The sequence below is a fragment of the Bradyrhizobium sp. LA6.1 genome (assembly GCF_040547805.1).
In the GTDB taxonomy this organism is placed as follows: domain Bacteria; phylum Pseudomonadota; class Alphaproteobacteria; order Rhizobiales; family Xanthobacteraceae; genus Bradyrhizobium; species Bradyrhizobium barranii.
In genome coordinates, this window is sequence record NZ_JBEPQK010000014.1 from 191,242 (window position 1) to 207,369 (window position 16,128).

A 16,128-nucleotide genomic window follows, 5' to 3' on the forward strand; every position below is an offset into this window, starting at 1 on the left:
ATGAGGCGTGAATTGGGCAGTAAATCCGTTCTGTGTCGTCATGAAATATTCTGTGATTGGCATCAATGTTGCAGCCGATGTTCTGGAATCTTTCGCTTTAACAATTATTTAACTATTTTATTACTCATTAATACTGTAAAACGAGGTCATTATACTTCATGTTTAGAATTAGGAAAGTATTCAGGGGAGGCCGCTCGTCACGTCCGACTCACGCCTCAGCGATTCGTGTTCATGGCCGCTATGCGCTGAGGGCAGGAACGAATGGCCGCGATGCCGCCGAGGGGGCGCGTCATTCCGCGACGTGGCAGGCCGCTGTCGCGGTGCCGTCGGCTGCGACGAACTGGCGACAGAAGGTCGTGCCTTTAATTTGGCGTCATGTTGCACGTGCGCGCCTGCTATGTTAGCAAAGCCGCGATTTTAACGGACCCGGCACCTCCCGTGTCGGCCGAAAATCGAAGTCCCGCTTGAATTCCAAGGGCTTGGATCGCTTGGCGCCGCTTTGTGGCGACGGTTTTTCCCTTGCGAGTTTGACAGCAAAAAGAGCGCGTCTGTGGCTGCAGAAGATACGTCCGTTTCCGGTGTGTCGGGCCGTTATGCAACGGCCTTGTTTGAACTGGCCCGCGACCAGAATGTGGTCGACGAGGTCAAAGCCGATCTCGATAAATTCGAGGGCTTGCTGAGCGAAAGCGCCGATCTGACGCGCCTCGTCCGCAGCCCGGTGTTTGCGGCCGATACCCAGTCCAGGGCCCTCTCGGCCGTGCTGGACAAGGCGGGCATCGCCGGCATCTCCGCCAATTTCCTGAAAGTCCTGACCGCCAACCGCCGCCTGTTCGCGGTGGCTGACGTCATTCGCGCCTATCGCGCCCTCGTCGCCAGGTTCAAGGGCGAGACGACGGCCGACGTCACCGTGGCGGAGGCGCTTTCGGACAAGAATCTCGACGCCCTCAAGGTTGCCCTGAAGTCGGTGACCGGCAAGGACGTCGCGCTCAACGTGAAGGTCGATCCCTCGATCATCGGTGGCCTCGTGGTCAAGCTTGGCAGCCGCATGATCGATAGTTCGCTTCGCACCAAACTCAATTCGATCAAGCACGCGATGAAAGAGGCAGGCTGATGGACATCCGCGCCGCGGAAATTTCCGCGATCCTGAAGGACCAGATCAAGAATTTCGGCCAGGAAGCTGAAGTCTCCGAAGTCGGACAGGTGCTGTCCGTCGGCGACGGTATTGCCCGCGTCTATGGTCTGGACAACGTCCAGGCCGGCGAAATGGTCGAATTCGAGAACGGCACCCGCGGCATGGCGCTGAACCTCGAAACCGACAACGTCGGTATCGTTATTTTCGGCGCCGACCGCGAGATCAAGGAAGGCCAGACCGTCAAGCGCACCCGCGCCATCGTGGACGCGCCGGTCGGCAAGGGCCTGCTCGGCCGCGTCGTCGACGCGCTCGGCAACCCGATCGACGGCAAGGGCCCGATCCAGGCCGACAAGCGCATGCGCGTCGACGTCAAGGCGCCCGGCATCATTCCGCGCAAGTCGGTGAGCGAGCCGATGGCGACCGGCCTCAAGGCGATCGACGCCCTGATCCCGATCGGCCGTGGCCAGCGCGAGCTGATCATCGGCGACCGTCAGACCGGCAAGACCGCGATCGCGCTCGACACCATCCTGAACCAGAAGCCGCTCAACGCGCAGCCGGACGAGAACATCAAGCTGTATTGCGTCTACGTCGCGATCGGCCAGAAGCGTTCGACCGTCGCCCAGTTCGTGAAGGTGCTGGAAGAGCAGGGCGCGCTCGAATACTCGATCATCGTCGCCGCCACCGCTTCGGATCCGGCTCCGATGCAGTACATCGCGCCGTTCACCGGCTGCACCATGGGCGAGTACTTCCGCGATAACGGCATGCACGCCGTCATCATCTATGACGATCTGTCCAAGCAGGCCGTCGCCTACCGTCAGATGTCGCTGCTGCTGCGCCGCCCGCCGGGCCGCGAAGCCTATCCGGGCGACGTGTTCTATCTGCACTCCCGCCTGCTCGAGCGCGCGGCGAAGCTGAACAAGGACCAGGGCTCGGGCTCGCTGACGGCGCTGCCGGTCATCGAAACCCAGGCCAACGACGTGTCGGCCTACATTCCGACCAACGTCATCTCGATCACCGACGGCCAGATCTTCCTGGAAACCGACCTGTTCTTCCAGGGCATCCGTCCCGCGGTGAACGTCGGTCTGTCGGTGTCGCGCGTCGGTTCGTCCGCGCAGACCAAGGCCACCAAGAAGGTCGCCGGCAAGATCAAGGGCGAGCTCGCGCAGTACCGCGAAATGGCGGCGTTCGCGCAGTTCGGCTCCGATCTCGACGCCTCGACCCAGCGCCTGCTCAACCGCGGTTCGCGCCTGACCGAGCTGCTCAAGCAGCCGCAGTTCGCGCCGCTGAAGATGGAAGAGCAGGTCTGCGTGATCTGGGCCGGCACCAACGGCTATCTCGATCCGCTCCCGCTCAACAAGGTGCGCGCGTTCGAGGACGGTCTGCTGTCGCTGCTGCGCGGCAAGAACGCCGAGATCCTCAACGCGATCCGCGACAGCCGCGATCTCTCCGACGACACCGCCGCCAAGCTGAAGTCGGTGGTCGAAGGCTTCGCGAAGAGCTTCGCGTAAATGCCGTCATGGCCGGGCTTGTCCCGGCCATCCACGTCTAACGGCGTGTGAGGCACCGCGTGGATGCCCGGGGCGAGCCCGGGCATGACGACTGGATAGGTTTGCGATCAGGCCAAAGGGTCGGATCGTCGGGGACGAAGAATGGCGTCACTTAAAGACATGCGCGTCCGCATCGCCTCCACCAAGGCGACGCAGAAGATCACCAAGGCGATGCAGATGGTCGCGGCGTCGAGGTTGCGCCGTGCCCAGCAAGCGGCCGAGGCGGCGCGGCCCTATGCCGACAAGATGAGCGCGGTGATCTCCAACATCGCCAGCGCCGCTGCGGGTTCGCCCGGCGCGCCGGCGCTGCTGGCCGGCACCGGCAGGGACCAGGTCCACCTGCTGCTGGTCTGCACCGGCGAGCGCGGTCTGTCCGGCGCCTTCAACTCCTCGATCGTGCGCCTCGCCCGCGAGCGCGCCCAGGCGCTGATCGCGCAGGGCAAGGAAGTGAAATTCTTCTGTGTCGGCCGCAAGGGCTATGAGCAGCTCCGCCGCCTGTTCGACAAGCAGATCGTCGAGCACCTCGACCTGCGTAGCGTTCGTCAGCTCGGCTTCGTCAACGCCGAGGACATCGCCAAGAAGGTGCTGGCCCGTTTCGACAACGGTGAGTTCGACGTCTGCACGCTGTTCTACGCGCAGTTCAAGTCGGTGATCGCCCAGATCCCGACCGCGCAGCAGATCATCCCGCTGGTCGTCGAGGAAAAGGCGGCGAACGCGCCGACGACGTCCTACGATTACGAGCCGGAGGAGGACGAACTGCTGTCCGGCCTGTTGCCGCGCAACATCGCGGTGCAGATCTTCCGCGCGCTGCTGGAAAACAACGCTTCGTTCTATGGCGCGCAGATGAGTTCGATGGACAACGCCACCCGCAATGCCGGCGAAATGATCCGCAAGCAAACCCAGATCTACAACCGAACCCGTCAAGCCCAGATCACCAAGGAGCTGATCGAGATCATCTCCGGCGCCGAGGCGGTCTGACGCACGAACCAAACGACGGTCGTTCAAGTCCAGAATTTCGAAGGAGAGCTATTCATGGCTACAGCAGCTAACCAGGTCGGTCGCGTCACCCAGGTCATGGGCGCCGTCGTCGACGTGCAGTTCGAGGGCCACCTGCCCGCCATTCTCAATTCGCTGGAAACCCGGAACGGCAACATCCGCCTCGTGCTGGAAGTTGCGCAGCATCTCGGTGAGTCCACCGTCCGCACGATCGCGATGGACGTGACCGAAGGTCTGGTGCGCGGCCAGGAAGTGACCGACACCGGCCAGCCGATCGCGGTTCCGGTGGGTGACGGCACGCTCGGCCGCATCATGAACGTGATCGGCGAGCCGATCGACGAAGCCGGCCCGATCAAGTCCGAAGGTCTCCGCGCCATCCACCAGGAAGCGCCGAGCTACACCGACCAGTCGACCGAAGCTGAAATTCTCGTCACCGGCATCAAGGTCGTCGATCTTCTTGCTCCGTATGCGAAGGGCGGCAAGATCGGCCTGTTCGGCGGCGCCGGCGTCGGCAAGACCGTGCTGATTCAGGAGCTGATCAACAACGTCGCGAAGGCGCACGGTGGTTACTCCGTGTTCGCCGGCGTCGGCGAGCGTACCCGCGAAGGCAACGACCTCTATCACGAGTTCATCGAGTCCAAGGTCAACGCCGATCCGCACAATCCGGATCCGAGCGTGAAATCCAAGTGCGCGCTGGTGTTCGGCCAGATGAACGAGCCGCCGGGCGCCCGCGCCCGCGTCGGCCTCACCGGTCTCACCGTCGCCGAGCACTTCCGCGATCAGGGCCAGGACGTGCTGTTCTTCGTCGACAACATCTTCCGCTTCACCCAGGCCGGCTCGGAAGTGTCGGCGCTGCTCGGCCGTATTCCTTCGGCGGTGGGTTATCAGCCGACGCTCGCCACCGACATGGGCGCGCTGCAGGAGCGCATCACCACCACGCAGAAGGGCTCGATCACCTCGGTGCAGGCCATCTACGTTCCGGCCGACGACTTGACCGACCCGGCGCCCGCGACCTCGTTCGCGCATCTGGACGCGACCACGGTGTTGAACCGCGCGATCTCGGAAAAGGGCATCTACCCCGCGGTGGACCCGCTCGACTCGACCTCGCGCATGCTCTCGCCGCTCGTCGTCGGTCAGGAGCACTACGACACCGCGCGTCAGGTCCAGCAGGTGCTGCAGCGCTACAAGTCGCTCCAGGACATCATCGCCATTCTCGGCATGGACGAGCTTTCGGAAGAGGACAAGCTGACGGTGGCCCGCGCCCGCAAGATCGAGCGCTTCCTGTCGCAGCCGTTCCACGTCGCCGAAATCTTCACCGGCTCGCCCGGCAAGTTCGTCGACCTCGCGGACACCATCAAGGGCTTCCGCGGCCTCTGCGAAGGCAAGTATGACCACCTGCCGGAAGCCGCCTTCTACATGGTCGGTACCATCGAAGAGGCAGTCGAGAAGGGCAAGAAGCTGGCGGCGGAAGCCGCCTAAGCTGGCGAATAGGGAGTGGCGAGTAGAATCTATTCGCCATTCGCTGCTCGCCACTCGCGCGTTCGCTACTCACCATTCGCAGGTTTCCAATGGCCACCATCCACTTCGATCTCGTCTCGCCGGAAAAGCTCGCATTCTCGGGCCAGGTCGACCAGGTCGACATCCCCGGCGTCGAGGGTGACTTCGGCGTGCTGGCGGGACATGCGCCGGTCGTTGCTGCGATCCGGCCCGGCATCCTCACCGTGACCACGGGCGGCAGGCACGTGAAGATCATCGTGCTCGGCGGTCTCGCCGAAGTCTCCGAAAAGGGCCTCACCGTGCTCGCCGACGTCGCGACGTCGCTCGACGAACTCGACCGTGCCCAGTTCGCCGCGACCATCTCCGAGATGGAAGACGGCCTGAAGGAGCACGAAGGCGGCGAGCTCGATCAGGCCATCGAGCGGCTCGACCACTTCAAGAGCATCCAGCAGCAGCTCAACAGTACGGCTATGCACTAAGCCCCGGTGCACTGCTCCGGGGCTCAAGCTACAAGTTCCTGAACAGGTTCAGCGCTCGTCACGGAAGTGGCGGGCGCTGAAACTTTGTTGCACCGCGCCGCCGATAGCGGCATTCTGCGCCCGCGAATTTGTTTCGGGGCTGGCAGCAGATGAAACGCAAGATCGCAGCGATTTTCGCAGCCGATATTGCCGGTTACTCAAGACTGGTCGCGGAAGACGAAGAGGAGACGCTGCGGCGTCTCGCCTCCTATCGCGAGGTCGTCGACGACTTCATTGCGAAGGCCAACGGACGCATCTTCAACACGGCGGGCGACGCCGTGCTCGCGGAATTTCCGAGCGCGGTCGATGCGGTGCGCTGCGCGATCGACATCCAGGAATCCCTGCGAACCCGCAACATGGCCTATCCGCCGAGCCGGCAGATGTCGTTCCGCATCGGCATCACCATCGGTGACGTGGTCGAGCGCGACGGCGATCTGCTCGGTGACGGCGTCAATATCGCCGCCCGGCTCGAAGGCCTCGCCGAGGTCGGCGGCATCTGCGTTTCCCGCGCCGTGCACGAGCAGGTCGCCAACAAGCTGTCGGTGCACTTTGCCGACATCGGCGCGCAAGAGGTCAAGAACATCCCGACGCCGGTGCATGCCTACATGGTGGCGATGCGGCGCGAGGACGGCACCTACGCCACGCCGAAACTGAAGAAGCCCGCCTCCAAGCTGGCCGCGGCACCCGCGTGGATGTGGCCGCTGGTGGTCGCCGTCGTCTCGGTCGTCGCCATCCTTGTCACCGGCTTCCTTTACAACACCAAGCTCAAGCAGACGGTCACCGCCGCAGTCGCGCCGGCCGCGACGCCAAGTGCTGCAATGCCAAGTGCAGCGCCAGCGGCAGATGCCGTGGCGCCGAGCCCGATGCCGACCCAGATGGCAAAGGCGCCGATGGCTCCGATGAGCCCAGCCGGCGCTGCGATGGCGCCGATGCCCGCGTCCTCACCATCCGCCGCGCCGCTATCGGGCAAGCTGGCCGCCGACAGCGTGCCCTTCATCAACGAGCGCATCCGCAACTATCTGGCTGGCGACTATTCCGCCTCCGGCGACTACAAGGCCTTCGCGCTCAATGTCGGCGGCTTCACAGGCGCGGCGTTGAACCAGCCGACCGAGGAAGCCGCGCGCAACATGGCGCTCGAGCAGTGCCAGAAGCGCGCCGATGCCGCGCAATCGCCGCGGCGCTGCGAGCTCTATGCGGTCGGCAACGACGTCGTCTACACGCACGGCAAGCCGCCGATGCCGCCGCAGCCCTGGGTGCGCCACGACGCCATGACCGAGCGGGCCTTCGCGCCGAAGGATTTTCCGATGGTGCGCGATCCGGCAAAAGTCCGGCTCGAGAACATGTTCGTGCCGGCGGCGAAATCCCGCGCAATCGCGCTTGGCCCGGGCGGTCAATATTTTATGGTGCTGGGCGCGTCATCCGTCGACGATTCGGCGCGGCGTTCGCTGGAATCGTGCGGCGCCATCGCCGGCGTGGCCTGTCTGATCGTCGCGGTCGACGACAATTTCGTCGTGCCGATCCCGACCCTGCTCAGGATCACCGGCTTCTTCCATGCCGCGTCCAACGCCTCGATCGCCGCCGACGCGCGGGCCGAGGTCGTACGCAAGCTCGCCGATGGCATGGGCTGGAACGCGGTCGCGGTCGGAACCGCGGGCCGGCCGGGCCTCGGCCTGAAGGCGGCGGACGAGCAGACCGCCGTCAACTCCGCGCTCGCCGACTGCGCCAAGCGCGACAGCGATTGCCACGTCATCGCGATTGGCCCGTTCACGGTCGGACCGACCAATTAGAGCTTGCTGGACATAGGCCGCCACGACGATTGCGCCGCGCGGCCGATTCTCTCCGACGCTTCAAAAGCTTCGCAACGACCACCGCGCATCGCGCCGGCAATCGCCGGCTACTGTGCATGGGGTTGTTTTCGCAGTTTTAGTTTGCGAAGGGCGCAAACTGCCGCGCGACTGCGCGGTAGACCTCGCGGCGGAACGGCACCACGAGATCGGCGACGCGGTCGAGCCGCTCCCAACGCCAGGCGTCGAACTCCGCGGGCTGTTCGTTGCGCGGCGTCAGCGGATCGATCTCGTCATCGCGACCGGTGAAGCGCAGCGCGAACCATTTCTGGCGCTGCCCGCGGAACTTCGCCAGCCGGTGCGTCTGCGGCCCGTCGTAGGGCGGGAACTCGTAAGTCAGCCAGTCTGTCTCGCCGAGATAGTCCGCACTCTTGACGCTGGTCTCTTCCCAAAGCTCGCGCAGCGCCGCATCGCGCAGGTTCTCGCCCTCATCGACACCACCTTGCGGCATCTGCCAGTCGAGGCCCGGCAGGATGATTTCGGGGCCGTCGCCCTTGAAGCGGTGGCCGATCAGCACGCGGCCATCGGCATTGAAGAGGGCGATCCCCACGTTGGGACGGTAGGGTTTTTGATTGGTCACGCGCGCGTCTTTCATCGTCATTCCGGCGATGCATTAGCACCGAACCCGGGATGACGATTTGATTTATTCATCCGCCAGCGCGGAAAATTCCTTCACCACGCGCTCATAGACCGGGCGCTTGAACGGGATGATCAGCCCGGTCAGGTTCTTCATCGGCTCCCAGCGCCAGCTCACGAACTCGGCCTTGTGGCCGCCGCCGGGTTTTTCGACGTTGATCTCGCTGTCCTTGCCGGTGAACCGGACCGCGAACCATTTCTGGCGCTGGCCGCGATAGCGGCCCTTCCAGGCGCGTCCCGCAACCGTGCGCGGGATGTCGTAGACGAGCCAGTCCGGGACCTCGCCGAGCCGCTCGACCGAGCGCACGCTGGTCTCCTCATAGAGCTCGCGCTTGGCGGCATCCCAGGTGTCCTCACCGGGATCGACGCCGCCCTGCGGCATCTGCCAGACATGGGCGTCGTCGACATGCTCGATGCCACCGGCGCGGCGGCCGATGAACACCAGACCCTTCATGTTGATCAGCATCACACCGACGCAGGTACGGTAGGGCAGATCCTCGTAACGTGCCATTCCGCCAGACCTCTCGCGTGCTTTTGGTGGGTATGCCGGTCCCGAGGGCCCGTAACGTACCAATCCGTTGATTTAGCTAGATTTTGATTTCAGCATCGCGGTTGTCAACGGCACCAAAAGGATACCACGGTCGCTCAATGTCTTGGTCCAGCTGCTGATGCGCTCGATCGAGACCGGCAGGGCGGAGGCGGTGCCGATTGCGACGCCGCGCTCGCGCGCCATCGATTCGAGCTTGTTCAGGGCGCGGTCGATCTCCGCGGGGGTCGGCACCACGTCGATCGCGATATCGCCCTTGCCGAACGGCATCGCCTGGCTGCCCGCGGCCTGGGGCGCGATGCTGCGCGGCGAGGAGCCGTCGTCGAAGAAGCCGAGGCCGCGCTTGGCCGCCTCGCGGATGATCGGCTGCATCGCGGCGTCGGTCGCCACGAAGCGGGCGCCCATGAAATTGGTGAGGCCGGCATAGCCCTGCATCCGGCTCAGGTGCCAGTACAGGCGGTCCATGTTCTGGTCGGTGGTGAGCGAGGTCAGCAGCGTCTGCGGGCCCGGGTCGTTGTCCGGGAAGTCGTAGGGCTCCATCGGGATCTGGAGGAAGATCTCGTGGCGCTGGGCGCGGGCCCGCTCGGCGAGCTTGCCGGGGTCGGCACCATAGGGCGTGAAGGCCAGCGTCACCGCCGGCGGCAGCCGCATGATCGCGTCGGTGGTCTTGGCCGCGCCGACGCCGAGGCCGCCGATCAGGATCGCGACCACGGGCATCTTTGCCGCCTTGGCGCGGTCGGCATCCGCCGCGTAGACGTTGAACGGCTTCGCGCCCTCGGCCGTCACGGGGATCATGCCGTAGCGCGATTTTTCCAGCAGTTTTGGGTCGATCCCGGTCATGACGGGCGGTGGGGCGGAGGCGGCCGCCGCGTCGCCTTTGTCGGCGGCATCGCCGCCACCGATCACCACGTCGTGGCGCGTGCCGGTGGAACCGTCGATCATGGTGACGGTCTTCTGCTCGCCCGCCTGCTTCGGCGCCTCCTTGGCCTCGTGCTTGCTCTCCGGCTTGCTCTCCTGGCCAGGGCTCGCGGCGGCCGGCTTCTCGTCGGTGGCCCTGGGCTCGCGGATCGCAATTCGCGTCATCGGCTCGCCGCCGAGCGGATCCTTGTTGAAGATGGCGAAGGCGGCGAAGACGACCAGGAACAGGCCGAGCATGACCGCGAGGGCCTGCATGGCTGTGAACGGCAGCCGCAGCCGCCGCTTCCGGCGCGGCTTGTCCTGTCCGAGCGGGGCGCTCAGATCATCGGCCGTTTCAGTCATGCGAGATCCCGAATCACTCCCGCCGACGATACCACGCCGAGGTCAAGCGGCGTCAGGCCGGGATAGGCCGGGGTTAGCAGGAGCCCCAAGCAAAAAGGGCGGCTCCCGGAGCCGCCCTTTTCGCGAGATGAGGTGACGCGCCGACTTAGTTCGCCGCTTTGGGCTTGTCGGTCGTGGCCTTGTTGTCGCCCGGCGTCGGCGCCGCGGAGGCGCTGTTCTTGATGCCGTGGAGCAGATCGTCCGCGAGCTTGAGCGCCTTGTCGTCCTTGGCGTCCGGCGGGACGTAGGACTGCGAGCCGGTCTTCTCGTCGCCGTCGTTCTTGAGATGGCCGCGCAGCGAAGCCTCGCCCTTGGTGTCGGTGCGCGACTTCAGCTCGTCCGGCACATCCTGGAGCACTTCGATGTCGGGCACGATGCCCTTCGCCTGGATCGACTTGCCCGACGGCGTGTAGTAGCGCGCCGTGGTCAGCCGCAGCGCGCCGTTGCCCGAGCCGAGCGGAATGATGGTCTGCACCGAGCCCTTGCCGAACGAGCGCGTGCCGACGATGGTCGCGCGCTTGTGGTCCTGGAGCGCGCCGGCGACGATTTCCGACGCCGAGGCCGAACCGCCGTTGACCAGCACGATGACAGGCTTGCCCTTGGTGAGGTCGCCCGCATGCGCGGTGCGGCGCTGGGTCTCCTCGGCATTGCGGCCGCGGGTCGAGACGATCTCGCCCTTCTCGAGGAACGAGTCGGAGACCGTGACCGCTTCCTCGAGCAGGCCGCCCGGGTTGTTGCGAAGGTCGATGATGTAGCCCTTGAGCTTGTCGCCGATCTGATTCGAGAGGTTGGCGACCTCGCGCTTCAGGCCTTCGGTGGTCTGCTCGTTGAAGGTGGTGATGCGGATATAGGCGATGTCGTCGGCCTCGATGCGCGCGCGCACCGAGCGGACGCGAATGTTGTCGCGCACCAGGGTGACGTCGATCGGATTGTCCTGGCCCTTGCGGATGATCTTGAGCTTGATCTTGGTGTTGACCGGACCGCGCATCTTCTCGACCGCCTGGTTCAGGGTCAGGCCCTGCACGGCTTCGTCGTCGAGATTGGTGATGATGTCGTTGGCCATGACGCCGGCGCGCGAAGCGGGGGTGTCGTCGATCGGCGAGACCACCTTGATCAGGCCGTCCTCCATCGTGACTTCGATGCCGAGACCGCCGAACTCACCGCGGGTTTGCACCTGCATGTCGCGGAAGCTCTTGGCGTCCATGTAGCTCGAATGCGGATCGAGGCCGGTGAGCATGCCGCTGATGGCGGATTCGATCAGCTTCGTGTCATCGGGCTTCTCGACATAGTCCGAGCGCACGCGCTCGAACACATCGCCGAACAGATTGAGCTGGCGATAGGTGTCTGCAGTTGCGGCTCGCGCGCTGGAGCCCATGAAGACCGCGCGCGGCTGGGTCACGAACAGCGTCAGCGCAGCACCGGTGGCCGCGCTGAGGAGGATAACTGAAGTCTTGCGCATCATCCGCGAACCTTCTCGCCTTCATTTGCGGCCCACCATGGGCCTGGATCGATTGGAGTGCCGTCCTTACGGAACTCGACATACAGCACAGGTTGACTCGCGTTCGTGGCGAGAATGGAGGCGACTTGAGAGGTCGACCCCATGGTCGCGACCGGTTCCCCCGTGAGCACAAACTGACCGATGTTAACCGAAATGCGCTCCATCCCGGCGATCAGGACATGATACCCGCCCCCGGCGTTGAGGATCAAGAGTTGTCCATAGCTGCGGAACGGGCCGGAATAGACAACCCAGCCATCACACGGCGTCGTGACCTGGGAGCCGGGCCTGGTTGCCAGCGAAATGCCCTTCTGGACACCGCCGACCCCATCGGAACCGCCAAAATCCCTGATCTTGTTACCGTTAACCGGCAGAGGCAGGAGCCCCTTGGCCGCGGCGAAGGCGATCGCCGGGGTGGTCCGGGACCGGTCCTTGAAAGTGCCCGGACCGGGCTTGGCACTGGCGGCCGCCTTGGCCTCGGCCTGCTTGGCGGCCTCGGCCGCCTTCTCGGCGGCCTTGGCGGCGCTCTGCAGATCCTGCTCCATCTTGGTGATCAGCCCCTGGAGATCGCCGACCTGCCTGGAGAGCGCGATGGCGCGCGAGTTCTCGGCGTCGAGATCCTTTTCACGCGACGCCTGCTGGCGCTGGCGCTCGTCGACCAGGGCGGTAAGCCGGGTCTGGTCGTTGCGGACCTTGTCGCGGTCGATGGCAAGCTGGTCGCGTTCGGCGGCGATGTTCTTGCGCAAGGCCACGAGCTCGCCGAGGTCGCCGGCGAGCTTCTCGGCGCGGCCGCGCAATTCCGGCACCACGGCGCCGAGCAGCATGGCGGTGCGCAGTGATTGCAGCGCATCTTCTGGCCGCACCAACAGCGCCGGCGGCGTGCGCCGGCCGGCGCGCTGCAGGGCCGCCAGCACCTCGACGATGTCGGCGCGGCGCGACTCCAGCGAGGTGCGCATCTGCTGCTCGCGGCCGTTGAGCGAGCGCAGCCGCGCTTCGGCTTCGTCGATCTTGGTCTCGACGGTCCGCACATTGGCTGCGGTATCGATCAGCTGCTGATTGAGCTGGGTGCGGTCCTGGCCGAGCGAGGTGATCTCGGCCTTGAGCTTGGCCTGCGCTTCCTCGGCGCTCTTCTGCCTCGCGCGGGCGGCCTCGAGCTCCTGCTCGCGCTGCTTGATTGCATCGGGCGAGACAGCCGCCGTCTGTGGCGCGGGCGCAATTGTCTGACCTTGCGTCTGAGCTTGCGCGAGGCTTGCGCCCGTGACGCCGGCGATCAGCAGCAGGTTGAGGATCGGCGCTCGCATCGCTTTACGCAAAGGTGCTCGTTGTGCGCGCATCACGCGCGGTGATAGGGGTGGCCGGCCAGAATGGTGGCGGCCCGATAAAGCTGTTCCAGAAGCATGACGCGGACCATTTGGTGCGGCCAGGTCGCAGAGCCGAACGCGATCGCGAGCTTGGCCTTACGGCGCAATTCGGGCGAAAGTCCGTCCGCCCCTCCGATCACGAAGATAGTATGTCCGGCACCCTCGTCGCGCCAGCGCCCGAGGTGCCGTGCGAATACGGTGGAGTCGAGATTCTGGCCGCGCTCGTCCATCGCCACCAGGATCGATTTTTCCGGGATGTGCGCACCGATCGCCGCGGCCTCTTCGGCCATCCGAGTCGCGGTGTCGCGCGCGCGGCTTTCGGGGATTTCGTGGATGCTGAGCTCGCGGAATCCGAGCTTGCGGCCGGCTTCGTCGAACCGCTCGAAATAGCGGTCGGCAAGCTCCCGTTCGGGGCCCTGCTTCAGCCGGCCCACCGCAATGACAGCAACGCGCATGATATCTTCAGGTCGTGTTTCAAGACCGCGCGCAATATGCGCGCGCACGACGCTAGCATGCGCGTCAGCCGATTCGAAATCGGCTCGATGAGCCTAGATCGCCTTCGCCGCCCCAGGGCCCTGGGTGTACAATCTCTCGAGATTGTAGAACTCGCGGACCTCGGGTCTGAACACGTGCACGATCACATCGCCGGAATCGATCAGCACCCAGTCGCAATTGGGCAAGCCCTCGACGTGGATGTTCTTGATACCGTTTTCCTTGAGGCCCTTGGCGACGTTGTCCGCGATCGCGCCGACGTGCCGGTTCACCCGGCCGGTGGTGACGATCATATAGTCGGAGTACGCCGATTTGCCGCGAAGGTCGATGGTGACCGTCTCTTCCGCCTTCATGTCGTCGAGGCGGGAGAGGATCAGGCTCAGCGTCTTGTCGGCGTCGGGTTGCGCCTTCAAGGCCGCAGCTTTGGTCGATGTTTTACGCGCCGGTTTCGCTACCTTGGGTAAAACAGACTTGGACAATACAGATGTGGTCAGGGACCATTCCTTTCACTGTATCGCGAACGCCGAATCCGACGCTCACTGGTTACACTACATCATGTGGGGTTAAGGGTTTCAATATGCCAGAGAGTCTGAAATCCCCACAACGTCCACACACTCCGTCTCACTTCGGACCTTTCCAGCTCCCGTCCGGGTTCCGCAAGCCGGTCGAGGACAGGTTCAGTTTCAACCCCGTCAGAAAGACCCAGGCCGGCGCTGGCCGATCCGGCAGCAATGCCGCGTCCGTCTCGGGCACGCGGTAGCGTGCAAGGGCCTGGGCAGCGGGCGAGGCGAGGGCGCGAAAACTCTGCGGCGGGCGATCGATGACCGCAATCGGCACCTGGTCGGCGATGCGCCGCCAGTGCTGCCAACGATGGAATTGAGCGAGATTGTCGGCGCCCATGATCCAGACAAAGCGCAGGCCGCTGAGGCGGCGGCGCAAGGTGTTGATCGTGTCGATAGTATAGCGGGTACGAATGACGGATTCGAGACAGGTCACCTCGATCCTGGGATCGTCGGCGACGTCGCGCGCGGCTTGCATGCGCGCGCCGAGCTCATGCAGCGTGCCGTTCTCCTTCAGCGGATTGCCCGGCGTCACGAGCCACCACACGCGGTCGAGTCGGAGGCGTTTCAGCGCGAACTGGCTGATGGCGCGATGGGCCTCGTGCGGTGGATTGAACGAGCCGCCGAGCAGGCCGACGCGCATGCCTTCGGTGTAGGGCGGAATGGCCTGCGCGAAGAAACGTGGCGCGACGAAATTGTTACTCAATGCCCCACGCCTCGCGACATGACTTACGGCCGCGTCTGACCTGTGCCGTGGACGCGATATTTGAAGCTCGTGAGCTGCTCGGCGCCGACAGGACCACGGGCGTGGAATCGGCCAGTGGCGATGCCGATCTCGGCGCCGAAACCGAACTCGCCGCCGTCGGCGAATTGCGTCGAGGCATTGTGCAGCACGATCGCGGAATCGACCTCGCTCAGGAATTTCTTCGCAGCAGCCTCATCCGCGCTCACGATCGCATCGGTGTGGTGCGAGCCGTGGTTCTGGATATGCGCGATTGCGCCGTCGACACCGTCCACCACCTTCGCCGCGATGATCGCGTCGAGATATTCGGTGTCCCAATCGTCTTCGCTGGCAGCCTTGACGCGCGCATCGGTCTTCTGCACGGCGTCGTCGCCGCGCACTTCGCAGCCGGCCTCGATCAGCATCTCGACCAGCGGCCTCAGGTTCTTGGCGGCCGCGGCGCGATCGACCAGCAGCGTCTCGGCCGCGCCGCAGACGCCGGTGCGGCGCATCTTGGCGTTGAGCACGATCGACTTCGCCATGGCGAGGTCGGCGCTGGCATCGATATAGACGTGGTTGACGCCTTCGAGATGCGCGAACACGGGCACGCGGGCCTCCTGCTCGACGCGCGCGACGAGGCTCTTGCCTCCGCGCGGAACGATCACGTCGATGGCGCCGTTCAACCCCGACAGCATCATGCCGACCGCCGCGCGGTCGCGCGTCGGCACCAGCGTGATCGCAGCTTCGGGGAGCCCGGCGTCACGCAGGCCCTGGACGAGACATTCATGGATCGCGCGGCACGAACGAAAACTGTCGGAGCCGCCGCGCAGGATCACGGCATTGCCGGATTTCAGGCACAGCACGCCGGCATCCGCCGCAACGTTCGGCCGGCTCTCGAAGATCACGCCGACGACGCCGAGCGGAACGCGCACGCGCTCGATGGTCATGCCGTTCGGCCGCTGCCAGCTCTCGGTGACGATGCCGATCGGATCGGCGATGCCGCGCACGATACCGATGCCCTCGGCCATCGACTCGACGCGCGCAGGTGTCAGCGTCAGGCGGTCGATGAATGAGGCGATCATGGTGCCCGAGGCCCGGGCCTCCGCGACGTCCTCGGCATTGGCGGCAAGGATCGCGGCAGAGTTCGCGCGGATCGCCCGCTCCATGGCCCCGAGCGCCCTGTTCTTCTGCTCCGGCGGCGCCAGCGCCAGCACGCGCGCGGCAGCGCGGGCACGGGCGGCGAGATCGGACATCAGCGCCTGGAGATCGGCATTGCCGTCGACGGCTTTGAGGGGGGCGGCCATGGAGAGTTCAACCTTCTGCTAAGGCAGTGTCCTAGCACGGAAATCCCGCGTCTGCGAAGGGTCGGGAGGGTATGGCTGGGGCCCGGTTCGCGCCGCCCGGTCGGCCAATGGCCTGGTTGCCCCCGAGGCCGGACGGATCCTTGCGAGGCGCTCAAATATCAATAAATATCATTACTTGA

At 64.9% G+C, this 16,128-nt stretch carries 15 protein-coding genes; 6 read left to right on the forward strand and 9 right to left on the reverse strand.

Annotated features, from left to right (window positions below):
- Positions 1-550: 550 nt before the first annotated feature.
- The 6 genes from ABIB99_RS29940 (at position 551) to ABIB99_RS29965 (ending at position 7,477) form a co-directional block, all read left to right on the forward strand.
- Entirely contained in the window at positions 551-1,111 is a 561-nt protein-coding gene (locus ABIB99_RS29940; RefSeq protein ID WP_063980421.1) for a F0F1 ATP synthase subunit delta, read from the forward strand.
- Entirely contained in the window at positions 1,111-2,640 is a 1,530-nt protein-coding gene (atpA, locus tag ABIB99_RS29945; RefSeq protein WP_063980422.1) for a F0F1 ATP synthase subunit alpha, read from the forward strand. Before ABIB99_RS29940 ends, atpA begins: the two co-directional genes overlap by 1 nt.
- A 141-nt stretch (positions 2,641-2,781) precedes the next feature.
- On the forward strand, positions 2,782-3,657 hold the full coding sequence (locus tag ABIB99_RS29950; RefSeq protein ID WP_063980423.1) for a F0F1 ATP synthase subunit gamma: 876 nt from the start codon (positions 2,782-2,784) through the stop codon (positions 3,655-3,657).
- Between the two features lie 54 nt (positions 3,658-3,711).
- A complete protein-coding gene (gene atpD / locus ABIB99_RS29955) occupies positions 3,712-5,154 on the forward strand; it encodes a F0F1 ATP synthase subunit beta (protein WP_063980424.1) in 1,443 nt (480 codons plus the stop codon).
- A gap of 89 nt (positions 5,155-5,243) precedes the next feature.
- A complete protein-coding gene (locus tag ABIB99_RS29960; protein ID WP_063980425.1) occupies positions 5,244-5,651 on the forward strand; it encodes a F0F1 ATP synthase subunit epsilon in 408 nt (135 codons plus the stop codon).
- Positions 5,652-5,800: 149 nt separating this feature from the next.
- The gene (locus tag ABIB99_RS29965) at positions 5,801-7,477 is read left to right on the forward strand and encodes an adenylate/guanylate cyclase domain-containing protein (RefSeq protein ID WP_354178941.1); all 1,677 of its coding nucleotides are present in this window, start codon (positions 5,801-5,803) and stop codon (positions 7,475-7,477) included.
- Between the two features lie 136 nt (positions 7,478-7,613).
- Here the strand turns inward: ABIB99_RS29965 and ABIB99_RS29970 are convergent, their stop codons facing one another.
- The 9 genes from ABIB99_RS29970 to ABIB99_RS30010 all read right to left on the reverse strand — a co-directional run bounded on the left by ABIB99_RS29970 (position 7,614) and on the right by ABIB99_RS30010 (position 15,949).
- The gene (locus ABIB99_RS29970; RefSeq protein WP_354178943.1) at positions 7,614-8,114 is read right to left on the reverse strand and encodes an RNA pyrophosphohydrolase; all 501 of its coding nucleotides are present in this window, start codon (positions 8,112-8,114) and stop codon (positions 7,614-7,616) included.
- A 63-nt stretch (positions 8,115-8,177) separates the two neighbouring features.
- Positions 8,178-8,681 carry an RNA pyrophosphohydrolase gene (locus ABIB99_RS29975; protein ID WP_063980427.1) on the reverse strand — a complete coding sequence of 168 codons (504 nt, stop codon included), beginning with the start codon at positions 8,679-8,681 and terminating at the stop codon, positions 8,178-8,180.
- Positions 8,682-8,753: 72 nt separating this feature from the next.
- Positions 8,754-9,977, reverse strand: coding sequence for a divergent polysaccharide deacetylase family protein (locus ABIB99_RS29980; protein WP_354178947.1), 1,224 nt, complete (start codon positions 9,975-9,977; stop codon positions 8,754-8,756).
- 145 nt (positions 9,978-10,122) lie between these two features.
- Positions 10,123-11,478, reverse strand: a complete 1,356-nt coding sequence (locus ABIB99_RS29985) for a S41 family peptidase (protein WP_014490597.1) — start codon at positions 11,476-11,478, stop codon at positions 10,123-10,125.
- Positions 11,475-12,812 (reverse strand): murein hydrolase activator EnvC family protein, encoded by a 1,338-nt coding sequence (locus tag ABIB99_RS29990; protein WP_085399705.1) that lies wholly within the window; start codon positions 12,810-12,812, stop codon positions 11,475-11,477. Before ABIB99_RS29990 ends, ABIB99_RS29985 begins: the two co-directional genes overlap by 4 nt.
- 32 nt (positions 12,813-12,844) lie before the next feature.
- Positions 12,845-13,327: a 23S rRNA (pseudouridine(1915)-N(3))-methyltransferase RlmH gene (gene rlmH / locus ABIB99_RS29995; RefSeq protein WP_135215820.1), complete on the reverse strand. Its 483-nt coding sequence runs from the start codon at positions 13,325-13,327 to the stop codon at positions 12,845-12,847.
- A 93-nt stretch (positions 13,328-13,420) separates the two neighbouring features.
- The gene (gene rsfS, locus ABIB99_RS30000; protein ID WP_282524195.1) at positions 13,421-13,777 is read right to left on the reverse strand and encodes a ribosome silencing factor; all 357 of its coding nucleotides are present in this window, start codon (positions 13,775-13,777) and stop codon (positions 13,421-13,423) included.
- Positions 13,778-13,985: 208 nt separating this feature from the next.
- Positions 13,986-14,630 carry a nicotinate-nucleotide adenylyltransferase gene (locus ABIB99_RS30005; RefSeq protein WP_063980431.1) on the reverse strand — a complete coding sequence of 215 codons (645 nt, stop codon included), beginning with the start codon at positions 14,628-14,630 and terminating at the stop codon, positions 13,986-13,988.
- Positions 14,631-14,653: 23 nt separating this feature from the next.
- Positions 14,654-15,949, reverse strand: a complete 1,296-nt coding sequence (locus ABIB99_RS30010; RefSeq protein ID WP_063980432.1) for a glutamate-5-semialdehyde dehydrogenase — start codon at positions 15,947-15,949, stop codon at positions 14,654-14,656.
- Positions 15,950-16,128 lie beyond the last annotated feature (179 nt).

Bases quoted from the DNA above. Each gene is read 5' to 3' on its own strand.
- atpA (WP_063980422.1), top strand. From the start codon at position 1,111: ATGGACATCCGCGCCGCGGAAATTTCCGCGATCCTGAAGGACCAGATC.
- ABIB99_RS29950 (WP_063980423.1), top strand. From the start codon at position 2,782: ATGGCGTCACTTAAAGACATGCGCGTCCGCATCGCCTCCACCAAGGCG.
- atpD (WP_063980424.1), top strand. From the start codon at position 3,712: ATGGCTACAGCAGCTAACCAGGTCGGTCGCGTCACCCAGGTCATGGGC.
- ABIB99_RS29960 (WP_063980425.1), top strand. From the start codon at position 5,244: ATGGCCACCATCCACTTCGATCTCGTCTCGCCGGAAAAGCTCGCATTC.
- ABIB99_RS29965 (WP_354178941.1), top strand. From the start codon at position 5,801: ATGAAACGCAAGATCGCAGCGATTTTCGCAGCCGATATTGCCGGTTAC.
- ABIB99_RS29975 (WP_063980427.1), bottom strand. From the start codon at position 8,681: ATGGCACGTTACGAGGATCTGCCCTACCGTACCTGCGTCGGTGTGATG.
- ABIB99_RS29980 (WP_354178947.1), bottom strand. From the start codon at position 9,977: ATGACTGAAACGGCCGATGATCTGAGCGCCCCGCTCGGACAGGACAAG.
- ABIB99_RS29985 (WP_014490597.1), bottom strand. From the start codon at position 11,478: ATGATGCGCAAGACTTCAGTTATCCTCCTCAGCGCGGCCACCGGTGCT.
- ABIB99_RS29990 (WP_085399705.1), bottom strand. From the start codon at position 12,812: ATGCGAGCGCCGATCCTCAACCTGCTGCTGATCGCCGGCGTCACGGGC.
- rlmH (WP_135215820.1), bottom strand. From the start codon at position 13,327: ATGCGCGTTGCTGTCATTGCGGTGGGCCGGCTGAAGCAGGGCCCCGAA.
- ABIB99_RS30010 (WP_063980432.1), bottom strand. From the start codon at position 15,949: ATGGCCGCCCCCCTCAAAGCCGTCGACGGCAATGCCGATCTCCAGGCG.